This is a genomic window from Pseudomonas sp. PDM32 (assembly GCF_019219225.1).
Classification (GTDB): domain Bacteria; phylum Pseudomonadota; class Gammaproteobacteria; order Pseudomonadales; family Pseudomonadaceae; genus Aquipseudomonas; species Aquipseudomonas laurylsulfatiphila.
Genome location: NZ_JAHUWE010000004.1, coordinates 365,925 through 392,174 on the forward strand (window position 1 = coordinate 365,925; position 26,250 = coordinate 392,174).

General features: G+C 61.1%; 21 protein-coding genes and 1 pseudogene. 12 read left to right on the forward strand and 10 right to left on the reverse strand.

What is annotated here, in order from left to right; translation table 11 throughout:
- Positions 1–79 precede the first annotated feature (79 nt).
- The 3 genes and pseudogenes from KW846_RS10330 to KW846_RS30380 all read right to left on the reverse strand — a co-directional run.
- The gene (locus KW846_RS10330; RefSeq protein ID WP_218482156.1) at positions 80–1,429 is read right to left on the reverse strand and encodes a CoA transferase; all 1,350 of its coding nucleotides are present in this window, start codon (positions 1,427–1,429) and stop codon (positions 80–82) included.
- Positions 1,430–1,545: 116 nt separating this feature from the next.
- Positions 1,546–2,301 (reverse strand): methyl-accepting chemotaxis protein, encoded by a 756-nt coding sequence (locus KW846_RS30375; protein ID WP_371321738.1) that lies wholly within the window; start codon positions 2,299–2,301, stop codon positions 1,546–1,548.
- Positions 2,302–2,451: 150 nt separating this feature from the next.
- Positions 2,452–3,684: pseudogene (locus tag KW846_RS30380) on the reverse strand (chemotaxis protein); the annotation flags it as partial.
- A gap of 404 nt (positions 3,685–4,088) precedes the next feature.
- Between KW846_RS30380 and KW846_RS10340 the strand changes: the two are divergent.
- Positions 4,089–4,961, forward strand: coding sequence for a hypothetical protein (locus KW846_RS10340; protein ID WP_218482158.1), 873 nt, complete (start codon positions 4,089–4,091; stop codon positions 4,959–4,961).
- Positions 4,962–5,040: 79 nt separating this feature from the next.
- On the opposite strand, the gene KW846_RS10345 is transcribed toward KW846_RS10340, so the two are convergent.
- The 7 genes from KW846_RS10345 to gap form a co-directional block, all read right to left on the reverse strand.
- Entirely contained in the window at positions 5,041–5,430 is a 390-nt protein-coding gene (locus tag KW846_RS10345; protein WP_218482159.1) for a YbaN family protein, read from the reverse strand.
- Between the two features lie 160 nt (positions 5,431–5,590).
- Positions 5,591–6,199 (reverse strand): biliverdin-producing heme oxygenase, encoded by a 609-nt coding sequence (locus KW846_RS10350; protein WP_218482160.1) that lies wholly within the window; start codon positions 6,197–6,199, stop codon positions 5,591–5,593.
- A 114-nt stretch (positions 6,200–6,313) separates the two neighbouring features.
- The gene (locus KW846_RS10355) at positions 6,314–8,878 is read right to left on the reverse strand and encodes a TonB-dependent receptor (protein ID WP_218482161.1); all 2,565 of its coding nucleotides are present in this window, start codon (positions 8,876–8,878) and stop codon (positions 6,314–6,316) included.
- Positions 8,879–9,000: 122 nt separating this feature from the next.
- Entirely contained in the window at positions 9,001–9,966 is a 966-nt protein-coding gene (locus tag KW846_RS10360; protein WP_218482162.1) for a FecR domain-containing protein, read from the reverse strand.
- Between the two features lie 121 nt (positions 9,967–10,087).
- On the reverse strand, positions 10,088–10,606 hold the full coding sequence (locus KW846_RS10365) for a sigma-70 family RNA polymerase sigma factor (protein ID WP_218482163.1): 519 nt from the start codon (positions 10,604–10,606) through the stop codon (positions 10,088–10,090).
- Positions 10,607–10,683: 77 nt separating this feature from the next.
- A complete protein-coding gene (locus KW846_RS10370) occupies positions 10,684–11,148 on the reverse strand; it encodes a methylglyoxal synthase (protein ID WP_218482164.1) in 465 nt (154 codons plus the stop codon).
- A 150-nt stretch (positions 11,149–11,298) separates the two neighbouring features.
- On the reverse strand, positions 11,299–12,300 hold the full coding sequence (gap, locus tag KW846_RS10375; RefSeq protein WP_218482165.1) for a type I glyceraldehyde-3-phosphate dehydrogenase: 1,002 nt from the start codon (positions 12,298–12,300) through the stop codon (positions 11,299–11,301).
- 220 nt (positions 12,301–12,520) lie between these two features.
- Between gap and edd the strand changes: the two genes are divergently transcribed.
- From edd to KW846_RS10430, 11 genes are all read left to right on the forward strand, one after another.
- Entirely contained in the window at positions 12,521–14,347 is a 1,827-nt protein-coding gene (gene edd, locus KW846_RS10380; RefSeq protein ID WP_007974426.1) for a phosphogluconate dehydratase, read from the forward strand.
- The gene (locus KW846_RS10385) at positions 14,344–15,303 is read left to right on the forward strand and encodes a glucokinase (RefSeq protein WP_218482166.1); all 960 of its coding nucleotides are present in this window, start codon (positions 14,344–14,346) and stop codon (positions 15,301–15,303) included. Before edd ends, KW846_RS10385 begins: the two co-directional genes overlap by 4 nt.
- 177 nt (positions 15,304–15,480) lie before the next feature.
- A complete protein-coding gene (locus KW846_RS10390; protein WP_218482167.1) occupies positions 15,481–16,212 on the forward strand; it encodes a response regulator transcription factor in 732 nt (243 codons plus the stop codon).
- Between the two features lie 31 nt (positions 16,213–16,243).
- Positions 16,244–17,671 (forward strand): ATP-binding protein, encoded by a 1,428-nt coding sequence (locus KW846_RS10395; RefSeq protein WP_015096573.1) that lies wholly within the window; start codon positions 16,244–16,246, stop codon positions 17,669–17,671.
- Between the two features lie 235 nt (positions 17,672–17,906).
- A complete protein-coding gene (locus KW846_RS10400) occupies positions 17,907–19,166 on the forward strand; it encodes an AGE family epimerase/isomerase (protein WP_218482168.1) in 1,260 nt (419 codons plus the stop codon).
- A 117-nt stretch (positions 19,167–19,283) separates the two neighbouring features.
- Positions 19,284–20,582, forward strand: coding sequence for an ABC transporter substrate-binding protein (locus KW846_RS10405; protein WP_218482169.1), 1,299 nt, complete (start codon positions 19,284–19,286; stop codon positions 20,580–20,582).
- Positions 20,583–20,739: 157 nt separating this feature from the next.
- Complete coding sequence (locus tag KW846_RS10410; protein WP_007974433.1) at positions 20,740–21,648, forward strand: carbohydrate ABC transporter permease; 909 nt, start codon at positions 20,740–20,742, stop codon at positions 21,646–21,648.
- On the forward strand, positions 21,641–22,486 hold the full coding sequence (locus KW846_RS10415; protein WP_007974434.1) for a carbohydrate ABC transporter permease: 846 nt from the start codon (positions 21,641–21,643) through the stop codon (positions 22,484–22,486). The genes KW846_RS10410 and KW846_RS10415 overlap by 8 nt, the downstream gene beginning before the upstream one ends.
- A 4-nt stretch (positions 22,487–22,490) precedes the next feature.
- Complete coding sequence (locus KW846_RS10420; protein WP_007974435.1) at positions 22,491–23,651, forward strand: ABC transporter ATP-binding protein; 1,161 nt, start codon at positions 22,491–22,493, stop codon at positions 23,649–23,651.
- Positions 23,652–23,858: 207 nt separating this feature from the next.
- The gene (locus KW846_RS10425; protein WP_218482170.1) at positions 23,859–25,205 is read left to right on the forward strand and encodes a carbohydrate porin; all 1,347 of its coding nucleotides are present in this window, start codon (positions 23,859–23,861) and stop codon (positions 25,203–25,205) included.
- Positions 25,206–25,319: 114 nt separating this feature from the next.
- Positions 25,320–26,174, forward strand: a complete 855-nt coding sequence (locus KW846_RS10430) for a D-hexose-6-phosphate mutarotase (protein ID WP_116582942.1) — start codon at positions 25,320–25,322, stop codon at positions 26,172–26,174.
- Positions 26,175–26,250: the final 76 nt, after the last annotated feature.

Consider the following 26,250-nt stretch of genomic DNA (forward strand, 5'->3'; position numbering starts at 1 on the left):
CCTTCGCGAGCAAGCCCGCTCCCACAGGTTACCGCGATCAAATGTGGGAGCGGGCTTGCTCGCGAAGGCGATCTGACGGTCACCACCATTGCGCGGGATGTGAACCCAGTTCAGTCGCGGGCAATGTCCACTGTAGTGGCGTCCCGATGATCTTCAGCGGCACCTGCAACCGATGCGCCGGCCCCCACGGTGTCTGCTCCACGAGCATCCCTTGATCCTGCGCATCTTCCGCGCGTAATGCCTCACCCGTCCCCGGCCCATGTTCGAACAACAGCTTCGCGGTACGCGCCAACGACAATCGCGCCGAGCCACCTGTACCGTCACTCAACCGTTGCGCCAACAACCTGATCGCACTGGCCGCCATCAAATACCCGGTGGCGTGATCGAGTGCCTGCACCGGCAATGGCGTCGGCTTGTCCGCCGACTTCCAGTGCATGCCCGCTTCGGCAATGCCACTGCTCATCTGTACCAGGCTGTCAAAGCCCCGGCGATTTTGCCAGGGGCCATTCCAGCCATAGGCGTTGAGGCAGACATCAATCAGGCCGGGGTTTAGTTGCCGGCGCTGATTCGTGCCCAAACCAAGTCGTTCCAGCGCATCGGCACGATAGCCGTGGAGCAGAATGTCGGCGTCCTTGAGCAGGGATTCGAATACGCCGCGGTCGGACTTGTCGTTCAGATCAAGACGCGCGCAACGTTTTCCCAGCGTGACTTCCGGCACTACCCCTGGCTCGTTCCAGGTCGGCGGATCGATGCGCAGGACATCGGCGCCCAGGCCTGCCAGAAAGCGGCTGGCGATGGGGCCTGCCAGTACCCGGGTCAAGTCCAGCACCTTGATGCCGGCCAGGGGGCGAACCACTGAACCTGTCCACGGTTTGTAGCTCTGGCTTGGGTGGTTGGCGAACAGAACCAGGGGTTCGGCATTCACTGCCTGGCCTTGAGGATGGACCTGCCATTGATCCCAGGTGCGCATTTCAGCGGCACAACCACCGGCATCGACCACCGTCTGTTCCAGCTCGCTTTTCGTCCATTGCGCCACTTTGCCGGCCATCGCCGGGCGGTCGGCACAGGCACCGAGCACGCGTTCGGCAGCGGCGCGGTGATGAGGCGCGTTGGTGTGCAGGCGAATCCAGCCGTCGCGGGTGGCGTAATCACCGGCCACCGGGTCCCACAGCGGCGGAACGCTCCAGCCGATCGGGCGAATCGAGGTCGCGAACCAGAAGGACGCGAGGCGTCGATCAACTTCAAGGTCGGGCCGGCGTCCGGTCTGTTGGTGCAGCAGTTCGCTGGCGGCCTGACCGGCGGCGGCGATGCTCGCGCAAGCCAGTTCGGTGACGGCAAATGCCGAGGGCAGGGCGCCGCTGGACGCGAAAGGAATCGGGGTGTGAGGCAAACCGAGTGCGGCTTGAATGGACGTGAGCAGATCAGTCATCGAAGGCCCTCCGGAGCGAGAGGGCAGCATAGAACAAAAGATCAAAAGATCGCAGCCTGCGGCAGCTCCTACATTGATCTCTGTAGGAGCTGCCGCAGGCTGCGATCTTTTAAAGGTTATACCCGGAACTGATCCATCAATTTCATCTGGTGGGTGGTCAGGATGTTGAGCTGGCTGCTGATCTGCGCCGACTCGGTGGCCTGGCCTGTCAGGGTTTCGGTGACGGTGCGGATCGCCGAGACATTGCGGTTGACCTCTTCGGCGACGGCGCTTTGCTGCTCGGCGGCGCTGGCGATTTGCAGGTTCATGTCGCTGATCACGGTGACCGCGTCGCTGATTTTGCTCAGGGCCTGGACCGCCTGCTGGATCTGCCCGGCGTTGCTGTGGGCCTGGGTCTGGCTCGAGTGCATGGTGGCGACCACACCGCGGGTACCGGACTGGATGCGTTCGATCACCAGGCGAATTTCCTCCACCGAATCCTGGGTGCGTTTGGCCAGGTTGCGCACTTCATCGGCGACCACCGCAAAGCCGCGACCGCTTTCGCCGGCACGGGCCGCTTCAATCGCCGCGTTCAGAGCCAGCAGGTTGGTTTGCTCGGCGATGCTGCGGATCACTTCCAGCACCGAGCCGATCTGTTCGCTGTTCACCGCCAAGGCTTCGACTTCGGTCACGGCCTTGCTGACCTCGTCGGCCAGTTGATTGATGTCGCGGGTGCTGCGCTCGATGATGGACATGCCGTCGCGGGCCGACTGGTCGGCACCCTTGGCGGCGTTGGCCGCGTTCGAGGCGCTGTTGGCGACATCGTGGGCCGTGGCGCTCATCTCGTTGGACGCGGTGGCGACCTGGTCGATTTCGCGGAACTGCACCTGCATGCCTTCACTGGTCTGGCGGGCGATCTCCGAAGACTGATCGGCCGTGCCACGAGCATCGGTGATGCTTTGCTTGATCTGCGAGATGGTCGGTTGCAGCTTGTCGAGGAAACGGTTGAACCAGCTCACCAGTTCGCCCAGTTCGTCCTGCTTGCTGTAGTGCAGGCGCTGGGTCAGGTCACCGTCGCCACTGGCAATCGCCTTGAGCATTTGCGCCACGCTGTTGATCGGTCGGGTCACGCCGGACGCGGTGAGCCACATCAGCAGCAGGCCGATCACACCGGCAAGCACCGCCACCGACAAGGCCTTGATCGTGCCGCTTTGCTGGGCATCGTCGAGTACCGCTTGCAGCTTCACCGAGTCGGCCAGCAGCACTTGTTTGGGCAAGTCGATCACCACGGCCCAGGCCTTGGCATCGGCAATCGGGCTGACCGGGTACACCGCGCGGATCAGGTCGCCTTGCTGGAGTATCTTCGGTGCACCGCTGCCAAGCAGTTGCAGGATGTCCTTGCCGTCCTCTCCCAGGGTGTCGCCGATGCTCTTGCCGACCTTACCGGCATCGACACTGTAGGCGGCCAGCACACCAGTGCCGGAAACGATGAGCATGTGCCCGGCACTGTTGAACAGGTCACGCTGAGAGTCGACCGCCGCCGCTTGCAGGGCGTCGAGGGCGATGTCGATACCGACCACGCCGATGGACTTGCCATCCACCAGCAGCGGGACGGAAATGGTGGTCATCAACATTTCCTTGTTGCCGACCGTATCGGCATAGGGGTCGAGCAGGCAGATGCGCTTGCTGTCCCGAGGGCAGGTGTACCAGACGTTGTACGGATTGCCGCTGAGGTTCAGGGTGGTCTTGGTCATGTCCTCTTCGACCATGATCGTGTTGAGGGCATCACCCCCGGCGCGGCTCCAGTACGTAGCGAAGCGACCGGCCTCGTTGGATTGGCGGGCGGCGTCGTTGACGAACTCGCTGTCCTTGCTGTCCAGGCCGTTGGGTTCGAAGGCCAGCCAGATGCCCAGCACCTTGCCGTTGCGTTCGAAGGCGGTTTTCAGGCTCTGGTTCAACTCTTCACGCAAGGCGCCGGGCTCAAGGGAGCGCTTGGCGGCCAGGTTGCGCATGTCCTGGATCTGGTCCGCGAGGGCGGTCACCACCGTCAGGGTTTCACCGAACGTCTTCTGCACCCGCACCGCCTGCTCGGCGGCCTTGGCTTGGAGCAGGTCCTGCACACTGGCGGTGAGCATTCTGCTGCTGGAATCGTTGACCAGGTCATCGTTCTGATTGGTCTGGTAGATGTTCATGCCCACTATCAGGGCGACTACCCCCAGAAGGCACAGACCGGACAGCAGGACGATTTTCAGGCGGATGGACAGTGAGTCGAACATAGGGCGAACTCGCGAATGGATGAAGTGTTGGCTGTGAGCCGTTGCGGCTCACTCGCTAAATCCATTTAGCGCCGATCAATGCACATCGGCGTGAAGGCCAGGTTACATGAATGGGCTGCCGACGAACGGTAGTGGTTGAACGTTTGCGCAGAAAAATGTGCTGAAAATGGGGGTAAAAATAGGAAAAAGCGCGGGGTGAATTCAGGAGGGTTGCGGCAGTGACTCCTGTCTCGACCAGATCCGGCGTTGCCCCCCGACGCCTGAGCGCGATGGGCGCCTTGAATGAAATACATATGTACCGCTTCTCATAAAGGGCAGGTCGCTTAAATGCAGATGCCACCTCGGTGGAACTCTTTCGGAGGTTTTGGCTTCCGGCATCTGACAGAAAATAATGAGAAAACCTTATGTGGATTACTTGCTTTAAAAGCACCGGGTTGCGCTCGGTGTTGTTGTTTTGGGGAATGTTTTTGGCAGCAGAATCGGCACCTGCGATGTCTTTTCTGAACTCGGCAGCTGTTTCGGGTATCGCCTCTCAAATACCCTCGGCGACCACGGTACTGCCGGACAAACTGAACACCCTCGAAGAAAGTCTGGCTGACGAAACGCAGGTGAAGCAGTACAGCTTCATGGCGGTACGGGGGCAGGATGTGTGGATCTACGCGAGGGATCTGAACGGCCGGCCATTGACGCTGGAATACAATCGCGATGGAAACTGGGCCCTAATCCCTTGGGGTACCCCCTTGACGGTTTCTGGCTTGCAGCCGAATCAGGAAGTTCAGGTTCGCATTTCGAAGAAGCCGTCTGCTCCCTTCGTAGCGGGTGATATCTACAAGCTCGAGTTTGGCTCAGCGCCTTACTACGCCGACAGTCGCGTCCGGGACGATGCCGGTGAGCTGCCGCACTACTGGGCGACCACACAGGCCTACAGAGTCTTGAACTGGTCGGTCCGGTTGAGGGATTCGACAGGGCAGCCGCTCGAAGGCGCTACCGCTACGTTGATATTGAACAGGGGGGCAGGTGATCAAAGGTTCGACCTTATAACGGACAGCACGGGTAGCGCTGCGCAAGCCCTTGAGTTGGGCAGGTGTTATGGCCAGTTGAAGTCTGATCCTTTCTGGACCAGCAGTGGCAAGTATCGCTATAAGTGGGAAGTTGAATACAACCTGGGGCATTGGTTGATTCAGGTTCAACGCAAAGAGGCTTCAGGGGTGGGCGGTCGCAACGTGCCGAACGTTTCATTCGCTCATATTTGCTATCAACAGATGTTACGTAGTTAGGCCCGTCGTGTTCCCGGCAATGAAGCCGGTACTTCCAAGTGTGTTTTTGCCGGCAGTTTCTGGCGGGTTTGAAGGGATTTCAGGTGACTTGCGGCAACGATTCCGGTCGTGACCAGATCCACAGGTTGCCCAGCCCCATCCCGGCAATTGCCAGGTAGACCGGCCAGCGGTGATCGAGCATCACCACCATGAGAGCGGCGCATACCAGCATGCTGACGGTGGCACTGACCTTGGCGCGGCGCGCGATGACCTTGCCGTTGCGCCAGTTATGGAGGATGGGGCCGAACAGCCCGTGGTTTTCCAGCCAGGCACTCAGGCGCGGCGAACTGCGGGTCGCGGCCCAGGCGGCCAGCAGGATGAACTCAGTGGTCGGCAGGCCGGGAACGACGATCGCGATCAGGCCGATGCCCAGGCTGAGATAGGCCAGCAGGCCGAAGAGGAGGCGGGAGAGTCTGGAAGAGGTGGGCATGGGCTCAAGGCAACATGTGAGGCAGATCGAGATCTTACAGGCTTACGACATCCCCCTGTGGGAGCGAGCCTGCTCGCGATAGCGGAGTATCAGTCGACAATAATGCTGTCTGGAATACCCTCATCGCGAGCAGGCTCGCTCCCACAGGGACAGTCCTGTATCAGGCGACTTCTGGGGCGGTGGCGTAAGCCTGCTCCAGCAACACGGTGAAGCGGTTGAACGCATCAATGGCGCCTTTTTCCACGTCGGCTTCTTCCTGAGTGCTGAACTCAAGGCTGTCCAGGGTTTTGACGAAGCGCTTCCAGCCTTCCGCGCGGCCGCCGGCTGGTTCGCCGAGGTGGCGGGCACCGAAGGTTTCGCTCAGGCCAAGGCCCACGGCACGCTTGATCAGGAACGCTGCGCCGAGCTTCGAACCTTCGGAGACGAAGAGCCAGCCCAGGGCCTCGGCCTTGGTCGGGTACTTCAGGGCACTGGCGACAGGTGCCGGTACGTCGGTGTCCAGGTCCGCCAGGTCGGCCTTGGCCGCATCGGCGCGGCAGCGGGCCGGCAGGTCCGGGACGATGGCGGTCAGTTCGGCATCGTTGTACAGCGACACCAGTTCCGACTGGAACAGGTACTGCGCCACCACGAAGCGGGCGAAACTGGTCTGGGTTTCAAACGGGGAGTGGGCCTTGACCAGGGCATCGAGCTTGCTGTGCGGCTCGTGGGTGATCTGGTTCAAACGCTGCGAGCGCAGGTTGGGGCGTTGTTCGGTGGCCTGGGTAGTCATGGCAATTCCTTGGAAAAAGAAGAGGCGCTTGGTAACGAGACGAACAGGAGGGCGCCTGACAGTAAAAAATCCTCGCCGGGCGGCGTGATGAAACCACCCGACGGGATGAGCGGATCAGATATCCCAGACCAGGTTGACCGCAAAGTTGCGACCCGGCTGGGTCAGGCGGTCGAGGTTGGCCGGTTGGGTCACCGAGGCTTCGCCGACACTGTCGTAACCGCGCACGTCATCCCACAGCCAGTACTTCTTGTCGGTCAGGTTGTAGACGCCGCCGCTGATGGTCACGTCGTCGGTCACCTTGTAGAACGCGCTCAGGTCCAGAATGCCGAAGCCCGGGGTCTTGAACTGGGTGCTGGTGCCGTCAGGGGTCTTGAAGGTGCTGCTGTCGACGCGGTCCTTCTTCTTCACCAGTGTCCAGTTGAGCAAACCGCCGTAGGTGTCCTGGTCGTATCCGAGTCCGAACACACCGGTCAGCGGGTTGACGCTGTTGAGCGGCTCGCCGCTGTCGTCGTTGCGACCGTAGGCATAGGCCACCGAGCCCTGGGTGTACAGGCCTTGCGGCGCGCCGAAGGCGTCGAGGTTCAGGCGTCCCTTGACCTCGGCGCCCTTGATGGTGGCGTGCTTGATGTTGTTGCTCTGGAACGTGGTCTCGGTGTAGCCGGGAGTGATGGCGTTCTCGTCGATAAAGTCGCGGTATTTGTTGTAGAACACGGCCACGTCGAACGAGCCCTGCTCGAAGTTGCCGCGCAAACCCGTCTCGTAGCTTTTGCTCTTTTCCGGTTCGAGGTCCGGATTAGGCGCGACCCGATAGCCGCCGGCGAGGTTTTCGAAACGGCCATACAACGCCTTGGCGGTTGGGGTGCGGAAGCCTTCGGCGTATTGGCCGTACCAGGTGTAGTTATCGTTGAAGCTGTAGGTGGTGCCGAACTTCGGCGACAAGCGATGCCAGGTCTTGGTCTCGTCGCTCACCGTGCCGTTGCCGCTCTGGTCGGCGGTGGCCAGGAACTCTTCGGTGATGTGCGGCTTGAGCTGGGTGTAGTCGTAGCGTGCACCGGGTACGAAGGTCCAGTTGCCCCAGCCGATCTGATCCTGGGCGAACAGGCTGTAGCTATTGACGGTCGGGTCCGGGAAGTCACTGGCCGGTATCAGCGTGTCGGTGGCGCTAGGGGCACCGATGACCCGGCAAGCGCCGGCCACGGTCAGGCAAGTGCCGGTACCGGTACGCAGGCCGGTGATTTTGTCCTGCTTGATGGTGGTGCCATAGGTGACGAAGTGTTCGGTGTCGGCGATGGCAAACGACTTGTCGACCTGGGCATCGAATACCCATTGGCGATCCTTGTAAGTCGTATCGCGGTTACGCAGCACCGTCCGCGACGGCGCGTAGATTTCTTCGGTGGTCTGGTCGGTCTTGGCGATCTGGTAGTTCAGCGTCCACTTGATGTTGTCAGCCAGTGCACTGTCCAGGCCGAAGCTGTGTTCCAGGCCAAAGCGTTCGCGGGTGATCGTGTCGTTGCCGGTGCGGGACTTGTAGAAGCCGAAACCGCGTCCGTCATTGAACGGGCCGCCCACCGCGCTCAATTGATTGGAGTCGCGGTCGTCCTTGTAGTGCTCGTAGGTCAGGCCCAGGCGCGCATCGTCGGCGTAATCCCAGCCCAGTTTTGCCAGCACGCTGGTGGTGCGAGCATCCTGGGGGTTGGCTTCGGTACGGTTCAGGCCAGTGCCGCCGGTTTCGCCATAGGACTCTGTTTCATGACCGTTGCGTTGACTGAAGTGCAACAGGCCATCGAAGTCGCCGCTGCGGCCGGCGACGGTGCCGGAGGTCAGCCAGCTTTCATCGGCGGAGCTGTAGCCGGTTTTCAGGCGTGCACCGACATCCTTGCCCGGTTTGATGATGTCGTCCGGGTCCAGCGTGTAGTAGCTGACCGCACCGCCAATGGCGTTGCTGCCATACAGCACCGACGCCGGGCCCCGGAGGATCTCCACGCGCTTGACGATTTCCGGGTCGACATAATTGCGGTTGGTCTGGGCATACGGGCCGTTGAAGAAACCGTCGGGAACCTGCACCCCGTCGACCTGGGTCAGCACACGGTCGCCATCGATGCCGCGAATGTTGTAGCCGGTGATGCCGGCGCGCTGGCCTGCGCCGCCTACCGAAACGCCGGGTTCGTAGCGCACCAGTTCCTTGATGGTGTTGACGTTGTTGCGGTCCAGATCTTCGCGCGTGTAGACAGAGACCGTGCTCGGTACGCTGTTCACATCCTGCTCGTTACGGGTGGCGCTGATGGTGACCTGATCCAGATTGAGGGTACTGCTAGCGCTGCGCTTTTCCAGCACGATGCTGTTATTGCCCAGTTTGCGATAACTCAGGTTGGTCCCCACCAACAGGCGATCCAGGGCTTTCTCCGGCGCCAGCGAACCACGGACGCCCGGCGAAGCCACACCTTGCGCCAGCTCCGACGACACGCCGACCTGCCAGCCGGTCACAGCGGTAAAGGCATTGAGTGCCGATACCAGAGACTGTTGGGGAATGGCGAACGCGTAGTCGCCCATTTTGCGAGTCGATGGCTCGGTGGCGGTGGCGGCCATGAGCGGTGCGGTACCAGCCATCAGGATGGCAGCGGTCAGCAGCGACAGCATGCGGGAAGGTGAAGTGTCTGGGCGGGTGAGGCGAGAGGACATCGATAGCGCTCCGTGTCGCACGAATCTTTATAGGTGCTGATTGGCATGGTTAGATGCGAATCAATTGCATTGGCTATAACGAGACGTACAGGGCTTGGCTATCGAGTAAAAATAATTCTCATTCAGTTCAAGATGACCAGCGCCGGGAATTCCTGGAGCCGTGCCGAGGTGATGTGGGCCAGGGAGCGAACCACATCCAGTGGCTGATCGAGGCGGTAGTTGCCGGTCACGGCGACATCGGCCAACTGTTCGTTGTTGTTGATGATCCAGCCCGGGTAGTAGCGGCGAAGTTCCGCCAGCACCTGGTTCAACGGGCAGTTTTCAAACACCAGTCGCCCCTGGACCCACGCCAGGTCGGTGGCGGCATCCAGCTTGGCCGGGCGGTCGAAGCCGTTGGGGCCGATGCGAATGCTTTCCCCGGCGGACAAGCGCACCCGCGCATCGTCACGGGTGGCGCGCAAGTCGACATCCCCGCGTTGCACCCGCACCTGTGCCACGCCGTCGAGGTAACGCACCGCAAACGCGGTATCGCGAACGCTGGCCGTGACGGGGCCTGCGTCGATTTCCAGTGGCTGGTTACGACTGGCCTGCACTTCGAAAAACGCTTCACCCTGATACAAGCGCGCGACGCGTTGCTGGTCGTTGATAGTGCTTGAGAACGCCGAATTGGTGTTGAGCAGGACAGTGGAGCCGTCCTCCAGTTGCAGGCGCTGGCGCTCGCCGACCACGGTCAGGTGATCGGCCTGCAGGCGCATCGGCAAATTGCTGAAATTGAACAGACCGAGTAGCAGCACGGCGGCGGTGGCCAGCGGTTTCCAGTGCGGACGCAAGCGGGCGAGGACCGTGACTTTCTCGGGACGGGCAGCCAGGCTTTGCGCGCATTGCGCCACGTGCGGGCCGTCCCAGATCGCCTGGGCCTTGGCGAACGCCTGGGCATTCAACGGATCGGCGTCAAGCCACGCCTGGAACTGGCGGGTCTGCTCCTCGTCGGGACTGCCGAGTACGATCAGCCAGTCCAGGGCCTGGTCCATCGCGCTTGCGGGATCCTGCGCCAGAGAAGGCTCAGGGGGGCGGTGGTTGTCCGTCACGGTGTTTCCTCGGCAGTGTCTGTGCACGGCTGTTTTTTTAGTGAGGCGTTACAAGTGGGCCAAGGGTAGCAAAGCCCGATGGCCAGCGCAGTCGGCCCAGGTAAGCGGGAGGTCCTGATGCTCAGTTGGCGCCCATGCAATCGGCGACACCGATGCAGATCGACATGATCAATTTGAGCTCTTTCTGCACGGTACTGAGGGATACGTTCAGCTCATCGGCGATCTCCTGGTAGCTATGCCCGTGCAGGCGGCTGAGGATGAAAATCCGCTGTTGGCGGGTGCTCAGTTCACTGAGGCTCACGTTCAGGCGCTCCAGCAATTGTTCGGCGTGGGCGGCGTCTTCGGCGCTGCTGGTGGGGGCGGCGACGCTGTGCACCACCTCCTGCGGTACGTCGTCGACCATGGTGCGCGAATGAATGCGCCGTGCGCGCAAATGGTCCAGCGCCAGGTTGCGCGCCGTCTGGAAGACAAAGGGCTCAAGATGATCGATGGCCCGTTCGCTCAATGCACGGGTCACCCGTAGGTAGGTTTCCTGCAAGAGGTCTTCAGCGGTGCTGTGATTGTTGACCATCCGCTCCAGCGTGCGCAGCAGGGAGGTGCGCTGGGCGAGGAAAACGTGGTTGAAGCGCGACTGACTCACGGGAGAACCTGATCCATTTTGAGTTAATGATAATGCTTATCATCTACTTGGGTGGTCAAGCACTGATTTGTGATGCTTTACGCACGACCCTGCAAATAGCTCGCGTAATCGGGAATCCGATGGAGATGCGCCTGATCCATCAACGGGCTGCTGAGCAGGTAATCGGCGCTGCATTCGTTGCACGCCACCGGAATGTTCCACACGGCCGCGACCCGCAGCAATGCCTTGATATCCGGGTCGTGGGGTTGTGGCTCGAACGGGTCCCAGAAGAACACCAGCATGTCGACCTGCTGCTCGGCGATTTGTGCACCGAGCTGTTGATCGCCACCCAGGGGGCCACTGATCATGCTCTCCACGGGCAGGTCGAGGCGTTGTTGCAACAACAACCCCGTGGTGCCGGTAGCGACCAGATCATGCTGGGCCAGCTTGTCTTTCTGTCGTTCGGCCCAATCGAGCAAGAACACCTTGCAGTGGTCATGGGCAACCAGGGCGATACGCTTGCGCGCCGCCAGGGTCTTTTGCGTAAAACTGATGCCGATCATCGATTGTTGCTCCAGACATGACACGCAACTTGTAGGAGCGAGCCTGCTCGCGATGGACTGTAGAACACCGCGGGGCATCAGGTCCCCCGCGTTATCGTTAACGACCATCGCGAGCAAGCTCGCTCCTACAAAGAAGGGGGGGCGTGCTGCTTATTCTGCGTTGCACAGCGCCAGGCAGTTATCGAGCATGCGGTTGGAGAAGCCCCACTCGTTGTCGTACCAGGCCAGGACCTTGAGCAGCTTGCCGCTGGATTTGGTGTGGTTGGCGTCGAAAACCGACGACAGGGGGTTGTGGTTGAAGTCGCTGGAGACCAGCGGCAGGGTGTTGTACCCAAGGATCTTCGAGTGCTGGCTGGCTTCTTTCATCAGTGCATTGACCTCATCGGCCGACGCTTCGCGCTTGAGCTGCACGGTCAGGTCCACCAGCGACACATTGATCACCGGGACGCGCACCGACATGCCGGTCAATTTGCCCGCCAGTTCCGGTAGCACCAGGCCCACCGCTTCAGCAGCACCGGTCTTGCTCGGGATCATGTTCTGGGTGGCCGAACGGGCGCGGTATGGATCGACGTGATAGACGTCGGTCAGGTGCTGGTCGTTGGTATAGGCGTGAATGGTGGTCATCAGACCGCTTTCGATGCCCAGCTCGCGGTGCAGCACCTGGGCCACCGGGGCCAGGCAGTTGGTGGTGCACGACGCGTTGGAGATGATCTGGTGCGACTGGCGCAGAATGTCGTGGTTCACCCCGTAAACGACGGTGGCGTCGGCGCCTTTGGCCGGGGCCGAGATGATCACTTTGCGCGCGCCGGCCGTAATATGCGCGGCGGCTTTGGCACGGTCGGTGAACAGGCCGGTGCATTCGAACACCACATCAATCTTTTCCGCGGCCCAGGGCAGGTCGGCCGGGTTGCGAATGGCGCTGACCGAAATGCGGTCGCCGTTGACCGTCAGACTCTCCTGGTCATGCTGGACATCGGCATCGAACGTGCCGTGAACGGTGTCGTACTTGAGAAGATGAGCATTGATCGCGCTGTCGCCCAGGTCGTTGATGGCGACGATCTGCAGATCCTGACGGTAGCCCTGGGTATAGAGTGCGCGCAGGACATTACGGCCGATGCGGCCAAAACCATTGATTGCGATTCGAAGAGTCATAGTGCGGCGCTACCGTCGTTTTGTTGTTGGAATTACAAGATTATTCGCAAAAAAATAGAAAACAAGCCTTTTTGATGGCAATATTTTGTTCAATCTACAACGAGTGACCTGAATCAACTGGTCCAACCGATCAAGAAAACCGTCTGTCATCCCATCGACACCGGCCTTTGATCAGCATAGACAATCAGGTCGCCACATCCGTTAGCCTGGAGTTCTACACATGCATCCCCGCGTCCTTGAGGTCACCGAACGGCTTATCGCCCGCAGTCGCGCCACGCGTGAGGCTTACCTTGCATTGATTCGCGGTGCGGCCAGCGACGGGCCGATGCGCGGCAAGCTGCAATGCGCCAACTTCGCCCATGGTGTGGCCGGTTGCGGCAGCGACGACAAGCACAGCCTGCGGATGATGAACGCCGCGAACATCGCGATTGTTTCGTCATATAACGACATGCTCTCGGCGCACCAGCCGTACGAAGTCTTTCCGGAGCTGATCAAAAAGGCCCTGCGCGAAATCGGCTCCGTCGGTCAGTTCGCCGGTGGCACCCCGGCCATGTGCGATGGCGTGACCCAGGGCGAGCCGGGCATGGAGCTGAGCCTGCCGAGTCGCGAAGTGATCGCGCTGTCCACCGCCGTGGCGCTGTCCCACAACATGTTCGACGGCGCGCTGCTGCTCGGTATCTGCGACAAGATCGTGCCGGGCCTGATGATGGGCGCGCTGCGCTTCGGCCATCTGCCGATGATCTTCGTGCCGGGCGGGCCGATGGTCTCGGGCATTTCCAACAAGCAGAAAGCCGACGTGCGGCAGAAATACGCCGAAGGCAAGGCGACCCGCGAGGAGCTGCTGGAGTCGGAGATGAAGTCCTACCACAGCCCTGGCACCTGCACCTTCTACGGCACCGCCAACACCAACCAGTTGCTGATGGAAGTCATGGGCTTGCATCTTCCGGGCGCGTCCTTCGTCAACCCGAACACGCCATTGCGTGACGCCCTGACCCGCGAAGCCGCGCACCAGGTCACGCGCCTGACCAAGCAGAACGGCGACTTCATGCCGATCGGCGAAATCGTCGACGAGCGTTCGCTGGTCAACTCGATTGTCGCGCTGCACGCCACCGGCGGCTCGACCAACCACACCCTGCACATGCCGGCCATCGCCATGGCGGCGGGCATTCAACTGACCTGGCAGGACATGGCCGACCTCTCCGAGGTGGTGCCGACCCTGAGCCACGTCTACCCGAACGGCAAGGCCGACATCAACCACTTCCAGGCCGCGGGTGGCATGTCGTTCCTGATCCGCGAACTGCTGGAAGCCGGGCTGCTCCACGAAAATGTCAACACCGTGATGGGCCATGGCCTGAGCCGCTATACCCAGGAGCCGTTCCTCGACAACGGCGAACTGGTGTGGCGCGAAGGCGTGACCGACAGCCTCGATGAAAGCATCCTGCGGCCGGTGGCCCGCGCGTTCTCGGCCGAAGGTGGCCTGCGGGTGATGGAAGGCAACCTCGGTCGCGGGGTGATGAAAGTCTCCGCCGTCGCCGTGGAAAACCAGATCGTCGAAGCGCCGGCCATGGTGTTCCAGGATCAGCAGGACCTGGCCGATGCGTTCAAGGCCGGCTTGCTGGAGAAGGATTTTGTCGCGGTGATGCGCTTCCAGGGGCCGCGCTCCAACGGCATGCCCGAACTGCACAAGATGACGCCGTTCCTCGGCGTGTTGCAGGACCGCGGCTTCAAGGTGGCGCTGGTGACTGACGGACGCATGTCCGGTGCATCGGGGAAAATTCCGGCGGCCATTCACGTCAGCCCCGAAGCTTATGTCGGCGGCGCTTTGGCGCGGGTGCAAGAGGGCGATATCATCCGCGTCGATGGCGTCAAAGGCACCCTGGAGCTTAAGGTGGACGCCGAAGAATTTGCAGCGCGCACACCGGCCAAGGGCCTGTTGGGCAACAACATCGGCACCGGTCGCGAACTGTTTGGTTTCATGCGCATGGCCTTCAGCTCGGCGGAGCAGGGCGCCAGCGCCTTTACTTCTGCCCTGGAGACGCTTAATTGAAACTGGCTTTGGTCGGTGACATCGGTGGGACCAACGCACGTTTCGCGTTGTGGAAAAACCAGCAGCTGGAATCGGTCCAGGTGCTGGCAACGGCGGATTTCCCCAGCCCGGAAGAAGCGATCAGCCTCTACCTCAACGGTCTGGGGCTGGCGCCGGGTTCGATCGGTTCGGTATGCCTGTCGGTGGCCGGTCCCGTCAGTGGCGATGAGTTCAAGTTCACCAACAATCACTGGCGTCTGAGCCGCAAGGGTTTCTGCCAGACCTTGCAGGTGGATCAACTGTTGCTCGTCAACGACTTCTCGGCCATGGCCCTGGGAATGACCCGTTTGCAGCCCGGCGAATTCCGCGTGGTCTGCGAAGGCGCGCCGGAGCCGTTGCGTCCGGCCGTGGTGATTGGCCCGGGCACCGGCCTGGGCGTCGGCACCTTGCTCGATCTGGGCGAGGGCCGGTTTGCTGCGTTGCCAGGGGAGGGCGGTCACGTCGACCTGCCTTTGAGCAGCCCGCGTGAAACCCAACTCTGGCAGCACATCTTCAACGAGATCGGCCACGTCAGCGCTGAAACCGCGTTGAGCGGCGGCGGCTTGCCCCGCGTCTACCGGGCGATCTGCGCGGTGGATGGGCACACGCCGGTGCTCGACACTCCGGAAGCCATCACTGCCGCCGGGCTGGCGGGCGACCCGATTGCCGTGGAAGTGCTTGAGCAGTTCTGCTGCTGGCTCGGTCGCGTGGCGGGCAACAACGTGCTGACCAGCGGTGGACGCGCTGGCGTGTACATCGTTGGCGGAGTGATTCCACGGTTTGCCGACTTCTTCCTCGAAAGCGGTTTCGCCCGCTGCTTCGCCGACAAGGGTTGCATGAGCGATTACTTCAAGGGGATTCCGGTGTGGCTGGTGACGGCGCCGTATTCGGGATTGATGGGTGCGGGTGTGGCCTTGGAGCAATCTCTCCCAGCCTGAAATGCGATCAAAATGTGGGAGCGGGCTTGCTCGCGAATGCGGTGTGTCAGTCAACGAATGTGTTGAATGTAAAACCGCTTTCGCGAGCAAGCCCGCTCCCACATTGTTTCTGTGGTGTTTGCAGTTTCGGTGCTTAAGGCATAATCCGCCCAATTCCAATATCAAGGACGCCTTCCTGTGAGCTCAGTCAACAAGTCGATTTTGTTGGTCGATGACGATCAAGAGATACGCGAGTTGCTGGACACCTACCTGACTCGCGCCGGGTTCCAGGTACGTGCCACTGCCGATGGCGCCGGTTTTCGCCAGGCGCTGAACGAGGCGCCGGCCGACCTGGTGATCCTTGACGTGATGCTGCCCGACGAAGACGGCTTCAGCCTGTGTCGCTGGATTCGCCAGCATCCGCGCCAGGCGCAGGTGCCGATCATCATGCTCACCGCCAGTTCCGACGAAGCCGACCGGGTCATCGGCCTGGAGCTCGGCGCCGACGATTACCTCGGCAAGCCGTTCAGCCCACGGGAATTGCAGGCGCGGATCAAGGCGTTGCTGCGCCGCGCGCAGTTCGGTCAGGAGCGTAACGGCGGTGAGGTGCTGGCCTTCGATGACTGGCGCCTGGACATGGTCAGCCATCGGTTGTTTCACATCGATGGCGAAGAGGTGATTCTCTCGGGCGCCGACTTCGCGCTGCTGAAACTGTTCCTCGACCATCCGCAGGAAATCCTCGACCGCGACACCATCGGCAACGCGACCCGTGGCCGTGAACTGATGCCGCTGGATCGCATCGTCGACATGGCGGTCAGCCGCTTGCGCCAGCGCCTGCGCGACACGGAAAAACCGCCACGGTTGATCCGCACCGTACGTGGCAGCGGCTACCAACTGGCGGCCAATGTGGTTGCCGTCAATGGCCACTGAGATGTTGCGCAAGCTCGCCGCCAGGTTACCGATGCCGCGTTCGCTGCTCGGGCGGATGTTACTGTTGACCTTGCTGGCCGTGCTGTTCGCCCAGGCGCTGTCGAGTGTGATCTGGGTGTCGCAACTGCGCGCCACGCAGCTCGAGGGCCTGGTTACCAGCGCCCGCAGCCTGGCCCATTCGATGACGGCCAGTGTCAGTTATTTTCGTTCGTTGCCGGTGGCGTTTCGGCCCCTGGTGCTCGATCAGTTGCGCAGCATGGGCGGCACCCGGTTCGTGGTCACGCTCAACGACAAACCCCTGGGCATGGAAGTGCTGCCCATCACCCCGCGCAAAGAGGCGGTGCTCAAGGCGGTGGACGAGGTGCTGCGCCAGTCCCTCGGCCAGGACACGGACATCTCGGTGACCTTCGTCAGCCCGGAAGACCTGCGCATCTTCAATGGCGGCCTGAAACTCGATGAGTTGCCACGCTCCTGGGCGCACTACGCCTTGACCCTGGAACCGGTGAACCCGCCGGTGTTGGTCACGCAGATCCAGATGGCGCCGGGTGAATGGCTGTACATCGCCTCGCTGCTGCCCGAGCCCTACACCAGTCTTGAAGAGCAGGGCCTGCCGGCGCAGCAGGTGTGGTTCATCGTCCTGACCAGCGGCTTTCTGCTGTTGTTCATCGGCCTGCTGGTGCACTGGCAGAGTCGTCCGCTCAAGCGCCTGGCGCGGGCCGCGCGCGATCTGTCGCTGGGTGCCGACGTGGAACCGGTGGCCGAGGGCGGTGGCAGCGAAGTGGTCGAGGTCGGGCGCGCCTTCAACACCATGCGCGAGCGCATCAGCCGGTACCTGACCGAGCGCAGCCAGTTGTTCAGTGCGATTTCCCACGACTTGCGCACGCCGATCACCCGTTTGCGCCTGCGCGTTGAATTGCTCGAAGACGAAACGCTGCAAGCCAAGTTCGGGCGCGATCTGGACGAGCTCGAATTGCTGGTCAAGGGCGCGCTGCAATGCGTGAAGGACACCGACATCCACGAGAACATCGAGCCGGTGGACCTCAACCATGTGCTCGACTGTCTGGTGGAACCGTACCTGGCCCCCAACGGCAATGGTCGCGTGACCCAGCAGGGGCGGGCGCTGGCGGCGTATCCGGGCAAACCCCTGGCGCTCAAGCGCTGCATCGGCAACCTGATCGACAATGCGTTGAAGTACGGGCAGAACGCGCACCTGCACATCGATGACGATGACCGCGCGTTCATCCTGCATGTCGATGATGAAGGGCCCGGCGTGCCGGAGCAGAGGCTGGAGCAGGTGTTCGAACCGCATTTCCGTCTGGCCGGGCAGCAGCAGGGGTATGGGTTGGGGCTGGGGATTGCCCGCAACATTGCCCATAGCCATGGCGGTGAGGTCAGCTTGCAGAACCTGCGTGAGGGTGGGTTGCGGGTGACCTTGCAATTGCCACGCAGCGTTGACTAGTCAGACCGCGTTATCGTTCTTCGCGAGCAAGCCCGCTCCCACATTTGACCGAGTTCATCCAGATGGAATGCGATCAACTGTGGGAGCGGGCTTGCTCGCGAAGGCGTCAGATGATCCAACACATCTCCCAAGGAAATGTCACAACCCGGTGACATAACCCAGCCCCTTCGTTACAAGCCCGCCGCCTTCCGTTGTTTATGCTCCCCCTCAGTCATAACAACAAAAAAGGTACGCCATGGACTCCCTCCAACCAGCCTTCAGCAGTTGGCTGAACGCACCTGCCCACCAGCAATGGCTCGCCGCCGAAGGCCTGCGCCTGTTGAGTTTTGCCAAGGCTTCCAAGCTCCCTGAAGGCTTTGGCAGCCTCGATGAAAGGGGCCGCCTCCCGGCCGGTGCGCAGGCCCAGACCATGAACACCGCACGCATGACCCACAGCTTCGCCATGGCCCATATCCAGGGCTTGCCGGGCTTTGCCGAGCTGGTCGATCACGGTGTTGCGGCCCTGCGTGGTCCGTTGCGCGATGCGGTTCACGGCGGCTGGTTCGCCACTGCCGAACATCGCGATGACAACACCGGCAAGAACGCCTACTTGCATGCCTTCGTCGCGCTGGCCGCCAGTTCTGCGGTGGTCGCACAGCGTCCCGGTGCGCAAGCCTTGCTCGATGATGCCATCGACATCATCGACACCTGGTTCTGGAGTGAAGAAGAAGGCGCGATGCGCGAATCCTTCAATCGCGACTGGAGTGAAGAGGAAGCCTATCGCGGCGCCAACAGCAACATGCACGCCACCGAAGCCTTCCTCGCCCTGGCCGATGTCACTGAAGACAACCGCTGGTTGTGCCGCGCCCAGCGCATCGTCGAACGCGTGATCCATGGTCACGCCGCTGCCAACGACTACCTGGTGATCGAGCATTTCGACCGCGACTGGCAGCCACTGCGAGACTACAACCGTGACAATCCGGCGGACGGTTTTCGCCCCTACGGCACCACCCCGGGCCACGGTTTCGAGTGGGCGCGGCTGTTGCTGCACCTCGAAGCTTCGCGGGTGAGTGCGGGGATGCTCACGCCGGGCTGGCTGGTCACCGATGCGCAAAAACTCTTCGAGCACAACTGTCGTCACGGCTGGGACATCGATGGCGCACCGGGGATTGTCTACACCCTGGACTGGGACAACAAAGCGGTGGTCCGCCATCGCCTGCACTGGACCCATTGCGAAGCCAGTGCCGCCGCCAGTGCCCTGATCAAACGCACGGGTGACCTGCAGTACGAGCAGTGGTACCGCCTGTTCTGGGAATTCTGTGACAGTCATTTCATCGACCGCTGTGATGGCAGCTGGTATCACGAACTCGATCCGCAAAACCGCCCGAGCGCCGATATCTGGCCCGGCAAGCCTGACCTTTACCATGCCTGGCAAGCCGTGCTGATTCCGCGCCTGGCGCTGGCGCCGAGCATGGCCACGGCGCTGGCGCAGTTGTCCCAGAGCGGTTCTATGTAACCATGCGGTGACATTCGCGCATCCCTTCGTTACCTGCGAGGGGATATCCCCTGTTTAGAATCTTATGCAGCGCAAGCAACAGACTTGCATGCATAACAACAAGAAAGGTGCTCCTAGATGAATGCGATTTCTCGCCTCGCTACTGTCATTTCTCTCGCTTCCCTGTCTGCGCTCCCCCTCAGTGTCCTGGCCGCCGAATCCAAAGGTTCCGTTGAAGTCGTTCACTGGTGGACCTCCGGTGGTGAAAAAGCAGCGGTCGATGTCCTGAAGGCTCAAGTCGAAAAAGACGGCTTCACCTGGAAGGACGGCGCAGTCGCCGGTGGCGGCGGTTCCACGGCCATGACCGTACTCAAGAGTCGCGCCGTAGCCGGTAACCCGCCAGGCGTTGCGCAGATCAAGGGTCCGGACATCCAGGAGTGGGGCAGCACCGGCCTGCTCAGCACCGACGCGTTGAAAGACGTTTCCAAGGCGGAAAACTGGGATGGCCTGCTGTCGAAGAAAGTCTCCGACACCGTGAAGTACGAAGGCGATTACGTCGCCGTGCCGGTGAACATCCACCGCGTCAACTGGTTGTGGATCAACCCGCAAGTGTTCAAGAAAGCCGGGATCGAAAAAGCCCCGACCACCCTCGAAGAATTCTATGCTGCCGGCGACAAGCTCAAGGCCGCCGGCTTCATCGCGCTCGCCCACGGCGGTCAGCCTTGGCAGGACAGCACCGTGTTCGAAGACGTGGTGCTTTCGGTCATGGGCGCCGACGGTTACAAGAAAGCCTTGGTCGACCTGGACCAGAAAACCCTGTCCGGCCCGGAAATGACCAAGTCGTTCGCCGAGCTGAAAAAGATCACCGGCTACATGGACCCGAACCGTGCCGGTCGTGACTGGAACATCGCCGCTGCTGACGTCATCAACGGCAAGGCCGGCATGCAGATGATGGGCGACTGGGCGAAAAGCGAGTGGACGGCGGCCGGGAAAGTCGCGGGCAAGGACTACCAGTGCGTAGCGTTCCCGGGCACTGAAAAGGCCTTCACCTACAACATCGACTCCCTGGCGGTGTTCAAGCTCAAGGCTGATCGCAAGGGCGATATCGCCGCCCAGCAAGACCTGGCCAAGGTCGCATTGGGCACCGACTTCCAGAAAGTATTCAGCATGAACAAGGGTTCGATCCCGGTGCGTAACGACATGCTGGGCGAAATGGACAAGCTTGGCTTCGACGAGTGCGCCCAGAAGTCGGCGAAGGACTTCATTGCGGACGACAAGACCGGCGGCCTGCAACCGAGCATGGCGCACAACATGGCCACTTCCCTGGCGGTGCAGGGCGCGATCTTCGACGTGGTCACCAACTTCATGAACGACAAGGACGCGGACCCGGCCAAGGCCAGCGCCCAACTGGCGTCGGCTGTCAAAGCCGCCCAGTAATCCCTGACACAGCCTGACCCAATGTGGGAGCGGGCTTGCTCGCGAATGCGGACTGACATTCAACATTGATGTCGGCTGACACACCGCTTTCGCGAGCAAGCCCGCTCCCACAAGGGATCACCGTGTCGATTCATTTCTCTAAACCTGGATTATCCCGATGAGCTCTGTGGCGGTTTTCAGCAAAGCCTCACCGTTCGATGCGCTGCAACGCTGGCTACCCAAATTGGTACTCGCGCCGAGCATGCTGATCGTGTTGGTTGGCTTCTACGGTTACATCATCTGGACGTTCATTCTGTCCTTCACCAATTCCAGCTTCATGCCGAGCTACAAGTGGGTCGGCCTGCAGCAATACATGCGCCTGATGGACAACGACCGCTGGTGGGTCGCGAGCAAGAACCTCGCGGTGTTCGGCGGCATGTTCATCGGCATCAGCCTGGTGCTGGGCGTGTTCCTCGCTGTGCTGCTGGACCAGCGCATTCGCAAGGAAGGCTTCATCCGCACCGTCTACCTGTACCCGATGGCGCTGTCGATGATCGTCACCGGTACCGCCTGGAAATGGCTGCTCAACCCTGGCCTGGGCCTGGACAAGATGCTGCGTGACTGGGGCTGGGAAGGCTTTCGTCTCGACTGGCTGGTGGATCAGGATCGTGTCGTCTACTGCCTGGTGATCGCCGCCGTGTGGCAAGCCTCCGGGTTTGTCATGGCGATGTTCCTGGCCGGCCTGCGCGGTGTCGATCAATCGATCATCCGCGCCGCGCAAGTCGATGGTGCGAGCCTGCCGACCATCTACCTGAAGATCGTCCTGCCGAGCCTGCGTCCGGTGTTCTTCAGTGCCTTCATGATCCTGGCGCACATCGCGATCAAGAGCTTCGACCTGGTCGCGGCGATGACTGCGGGCGGCCCGGGTTATTCATCCGACCTGCCGGCGATGTTCATGTATTCCTTCACTTTCAGCCGTGGCCAGATGGGCATCGGTTCGGCCAGCGCCATGCTGATGCTCGGCGCCGTGCTGACCATCCTCGTGCCGTACCTGTACTCCGAGCTGCGAGGCAAACGCCATGACTAATCAACTCGGAAAATCGGGCATCAGTTTCAGCCGTATCGCGATCTACGCAACTTTGTTGCTGGCGGCTGCGGTGTATTTGATCCCGTTGGTGGTGATGCTGCTGACCAGCTTCAAATCCCCGGAAGACATCCGCACCGGCAACCTGCTGAGCTGGCCGACCGTGATCGACGGCATCGGCTGGATCAAGGCCTGGGACGTGGTCGGCGGCTACTTCTGGAACTCGGTGAAAATCACCGTGCCGGCGGTGCTGATCTCGACTTTCATTGGGGCAATGAACGGCTACGTGCTGTCGATGTGGCGCTTCCGTGGCTCGCAGTTGTTCTTCGGCCTGTTGCTGTTCGGCTGCTTCCTGCCGTTCCAGACTGTGCTGCTGCCGGCCTCGTTCACCCTCGGCAAGTTCGGCCTGGCCAACACCACCACCGGCCTGGTGCTGGTGCACGTGGTCTACGGCCTGGCGTTCACCACGCTGTTCTTCCGCAACTACTACGTGAGCATTCCGGATGCGCTGGTCAAGGCCGCAAGGCTCGATGGCGCAGGCTTCTTCACGATCTTCCTGAAAATCCTGCTGCCGATGTCGATCCCGATCGTGATGGTCTGCCTGATCTGGCAGTTCACCCAGATCTGGAACGACTTCCTGTTCGGCGTGGTCTTCGCCAGCGGCGATGCACAGCCAATTACCGTGGCCCTGAACAACCTGGTCAACACCAGCACCGGGGCCAAGGAATACAACGTTGATATGGCCGCCGCGATGATCGCCGGGCTGCCGACACTGCTGGTCTACATATTCGCTGGCAAGTATTTCCTGCGTGGGCTGACGTCCGGCGCGGTCAAGGGGTAGAAAGATGGCAACTCTCGAATTACGCAACGTCAACAAGACCTACGGCCCCGGCTTGCCGGACACCCTGAAAAACATCGAACTGAAAATCGATGACGGTGAGTTCCTGATCCTGGTCGGCCCGTCGGGCTGCGGTAAATCCACGTTGATGAACTGCATCGCCGGCCTGGAAACCATCAGCGGCGGCGCGATCCTGGTGGATGACGCCGACATCAGTGGCATGAGTCCCAAGGATCGTGACATCGCCATGGTGTTCCAGTCCTACGCGCTGTACCCGACCATGAGCGTGCGCGACAACATCGCCTTCGGCCTGAAGATCCGCAAAATGCCGACCGCGGAAATCGACGAAGAAGTCGCCCGAGTGTCCAAGCTGCTGCAGATCGAACACTTGCTCAGCCGCAAGCCCGGCCAGCTCTCCGGCGGCCAGCAGCAGCGTGTGGCGATGGGGCGTGCCCTGGCGCGGCGGCCGAAGATTTATCTGTTCGACGAACCGCTGTCCAACCTCGACGCCAAGCTGCGGGTCGAGATGCGCACCGAAATGAAATTGATGCACCAGCGCCTGAAAACCACCACGGTCTACGTGACCCACGACCAGATCGAAGCCATGACCCTGGGCGACAAGGTGGCGGTGATGAAGGACGGGATCATCCAGCAGTTCGGTACGCCGAAGGACATCTACAACAACCCGGCCAACCTCTTCGTGGCGAGCTTCATCGGTTCGCCACCGATGAACTTCATCCCGCTGCGCCTGCAGCGCAAGGACGGTCGCCTGCTGGCACTGCTCGACAGCGGCCAGGCCCGTTGCGAGCTGCCGCTGGGCATGCAGGACGCCGGTCTTGAAGACCGCGAAGTGATCCTCGGCATGCGCCCAGAACAGATCATCCTGGCCAACGGTGAAGCGAACGGTTTGCCGACCATTCGTGCCGAAGTCCAGGTCACCGAACCGACGGGGCCGGACACCCTGGTCTTCGTCAACCTCAATGACACCAAGGTCTGCTGCCGTCTGGCGCCGGATGTGGCGCCTGCGGTGGGCGAGACCCTGACCCTGCAATTCGATCCGGCGAAAGTGCTGCTGTTCGATGCCAGGACAGGGGAGCGCCTGGGGGTGGCCGGCGTGCCGAAAACCGAAGCGCACAGCGCCAACGTCGCCCAATTCAAAGGCCGCTGAAGAACAAACCTGTAGGAGCGAGCCTGCTCGCGATGGACGTCAACGATGACACTGGAAACCTGACACCCCACGGTGTTCTCAGGTTTCTCGCGAGCAAGCTCGCTCCTACAGGGGGGGATTCGCAATGCGCGGCCTGTCGCGCATTGCACCGGATGTAACCGCGTTAAAAAAAAGAAAAGTTAATAACAATAAAACGAGGATGTAGGGATGAAGATGAAGAACAAGGCCCGGTTGATCTGCCAGGTTTCAGCAGCGGCAGCACTGGTTCTGGCCGGCAATGCGATGGCCGATGAAGCGTTCAGCTCCGACTCCAAGTGGATGACGGGCGATTGGGGTGGCGAGCGTACCAAGCTGATCGAGCAAGGCATCGACATCAAGATGGACTACGTCGGTGAAGTCGGTGGTAACCTGCATGGCGGCTTCAACGATGACAAGACCGCGCGCTACGCCGACCAGTTTGGCCTGGGCGCGGCGCTGGACCTGGAAAAACTGTTCGGCTGGGACAATACCCAGGCCAAGATCCAGCTCACCAACCGTAACGGCGAGAACATCTCCAACGACCGTATCGGCGACCCGCGTGCCGGCACCTTGAGTTCCTCCCAGGAAGTCTACGGTCGTGGCCACATGGTGCGTCTGACCCAGTTGTGGATTCAGCACCAGTTCTTCGACAACAAACTGGACGTCAAGGCCGGTTACTTCGGTGAAGGTGAAGACTTCAACACCTTCCCGTGCGAATTCCAGAACCTGGCGTTCTGCGGATCCCAGGTCGGTAACTGGGCCACCAACATCTGGTACAACTGGCCGGTCAGCCAGGCGGCGATCCGGGTGAAGTACCACATCAATGACGAGCTCTATGCTCAGATTGGTGCGTACAACCAGAACCCGACGCAACTGGAACACGGTAACGGCTTCAAGCTCAGCGGCAGCGGCACTGAGGGCACCGTGTTGCCGGTCGAGCTGGTCTGGTCGCCGAAGGTCAACAACCTGCCGGGCGAATACCGTGTCGGTTACTACAAAAGCACAGCCAATGCCGATGACGTTCTCAAGGACGACAACGGCCAGGATGCCGCGACCACTGGCAACCCTTATCGCGTCCACGATAGCAAGCACGGCTACTGGTTCGTCGCGCAACAGCAACTCACCAGCCACAATGGCGATGCATCCCGTGGCCTGAACATCGCGGCCAACGCCACCTTCCACGACAAGGACACTAACTTCATCGACAACTACCAGTCGTTGATGTTCGTGTACAAGGGCCCGTTCGACGCACGTCCGAAGGATGACGTGGGCATCGGTTTCGCCCGTATCCATGTCAACGATGACGTGAAGAAAAACGCCGAGCTGACCAACGCGACCAACGGTGTTTCGGAATACGACAATCCGCTGTTCTCGCCCATTCGTGAAACCGAATACAACTACGAGATCAATTACGGCTTCCACGTGACCAACTGGCTGACCGTACGTCCCAACCTGCAATACGTCACTCACCCGGGTGGTGTGGATGAAGTGGACAACGCGCTGGTGGCCGGCCTGAAAATTCAGTCGGTGTTCTAACGCGTCTGCGATAAGCTTCTCTCCATGTGCGCATATTTGCGGACAGCCATGGCTGTCCGCTTTTTTTTGCGGGCCGCGCACCCCGGTGACAGACGATTTTCAGGACCGTGGCACATGCTTGAGCATCCGCTACAACGCTTCTTCAAATCCTTGCGCGAACGTCCGGTGTTTGCGTGGGAGCGCTATCAGATGCGCGATGTGCTGGTGATCGATCATCCGCTGTGTCAGGCGGTGTTCAGTCGGCAGGGCGCGCAGTTGCTGCACTTCCAGCCCAAGGGGCAAAAGCCCTGGCTGTGGTGCGCGGCAAAGTGGCCGCAGGTCGGGGCCATTCGCGGTGGTGTGCCGGTGTGTTGGCCCTGGTATGGCCGGCATCCGAGCGAAAACGCCTGGCCGTCCCATGGCTGGGCGCGACTGCTCGACTGGAAGCTGCTCGACAGCAGCAGTGACGACGAAGGCGTGCGGTTGCACTGGCAGCTGAAGTTGTGCGACTGGCAGGTGGACCTGCACGCGCACCTGGGTGAGCGCATGGACTTGCGCCTGAGCACCGAGCATCAGGACGACATGCCGTGCCAGATGAGCCAGGCTTTGCATGCTTACTGGCGTATAGGCGATATCAGTGAGATAGCGCTGTCTGGGCTCGAAGGCGCGCAGGGTTATGACCAGTTGAGCCGACAGGTTTGTCAGCAGGAAGGCGAGTTGCGCGTGGACGGCGGTTGCCAGCGGGTGTTCCAGCATGACGGCGAATTACAACTCAACGACCACGCCTGGCAGCGGGCGTTGTGCATCGACACGGGCAAAACGGCCGACACGGTGGTGTGGCATCCCGGTTCGCGGCCGTTGCTCGGCGTGACCTGGAACGAGATATCCGAATTTGTTTGTGTAGAAGCCGCAAGTGGCGGGACGGACAGTTTGAGTCTGGCGCCGGGGGAGCGGGCGCATTTGAGTTTGCAGGCGCGGGTGGGGGGTTAACAGCACATCAAAAGATCGCAGCCTTCGGCAGCTCCTACAAGGGCGTGTGTGCACCTGTAGGAGCTGCCGAAGGCTG

Bases quoted from the DNA above. Each gene is read 5' to 3' on its own strand.
- KW846_RS10330 (WP_218482156.1), bottom strand. From the start codon at position 1,429: ATGACTGATCTGCTCACGTCCATTCAAGCCGCACTCGGTTTGCCTCAC.
- edd (WP_007974426.1), top strand. From the start codon at position 12,521: ATGCATCCCCGCGTCCTTGAGGTCACCGAACGGCTTATCGCCCGCAGT.
- KW846_RS10345 (WP_218482159.1), bottom strand. From the start codon at position 5,430: ATGCCCACCTCTTCCAGACTCTCCCGCCTCCTCTTCGGCCTGCTGGCC.
- KW846_RS10355 (WP_218482161.1), bottom strand. From the start codon at position 8,878: ATGTCCTCTCGCCTCACCCGCCCAGACACTTCACCTTCCCGCATGCTG.
- KW846_RS10350 (WP_218482160.1), bottom strand. From the start codon at position 6,199: ATGACTACCCAGGCCACCGAACAACGCCCCAACCTGCGCTCGCAGCGT.
- KW846_RS10395 (WP_015096573.1), top strand. From the start codon at position 16,244: ATGCCGCGTTCGCTGCTCGGGCGGATGTTACTGTTGACCTTGCTGGCC.
- KW846_RS30375 (WP_371321738.1), bottom strand. From the start codon at position 2,301: ATGCAGGTGCAGTTCCGCGAAATCGACCAGGTCGCCACCGCGTCCAAC.
- KW846_RS10340 (WP_218482158.1), top strand. From the start codon at position 4,089: ATGTGGATTACTTGCTTTAAAAGCACCGGGTTGCGCTCGGTGTTGTTG.
- KW846_RS10405 (WP_218482169.1), top strand. From the start codon at position 19,284: ATGAATGCGATTTCTCGCCTCGCTACTGTCATTTCTCTCGCTTCCCTG.
- KW846_RS10425 (WP_218482170.1), top strand. From the start codon at position 23,859: ATGAAGATGAAGAACAAGGCCCGGTTGATCTGCCAGGTTTCAGCAGCG.
- KW846_RS10370 (WP_218482164.1), bottom strand. From the start codon at position 11,148: ATGATCGGCATCAGTTTTACGCAAAAGACCCTGGCGGCGCGCAAGCGT.
- gap (WP_218482165.1), bottom strand. From the start codon at position 12,300: ATGACTCTTCGAATCGCAATCAATGGTTTTGGCCGCATCGGCCGTAAT.
- KW846_RS10410 (WP_007974433.1), top strand. From the start codon at position 20,740: ATGAGCTCTGTGGCGGTTTTCAGCAAAGCCTCACCGTTCGATGCGCTG.
- KW846_RS10415 (WP_007974434.1), top strand. From the start codon at position 21,641: ATGACTAATCAACTCGGAAAATCGGGCATCAGTTTCAGCCGTATCGCG.
- KW846_RS10400 (WP_218482168.1), top strand. From the start codon at position 17,907: ATGGACTCCCTCCAACCAGCCTTCAGCAGTTGGCTGAACGCACCTGCC.
- KW846_RS10430 (WP_116582942.1), top strand. From the start codon at position 25,320: ATGCTTGAGCATCCGCTACAACGCTTCTTCAAATCCTTGCGCGAACGT.
- KW846_RS10420 (WP_007974435.1), top strand. From the start codon at position 22,491: ATGGCAACTCTCGAATTACGCAACGTCAACAAGACCTACGGCCCCGGC.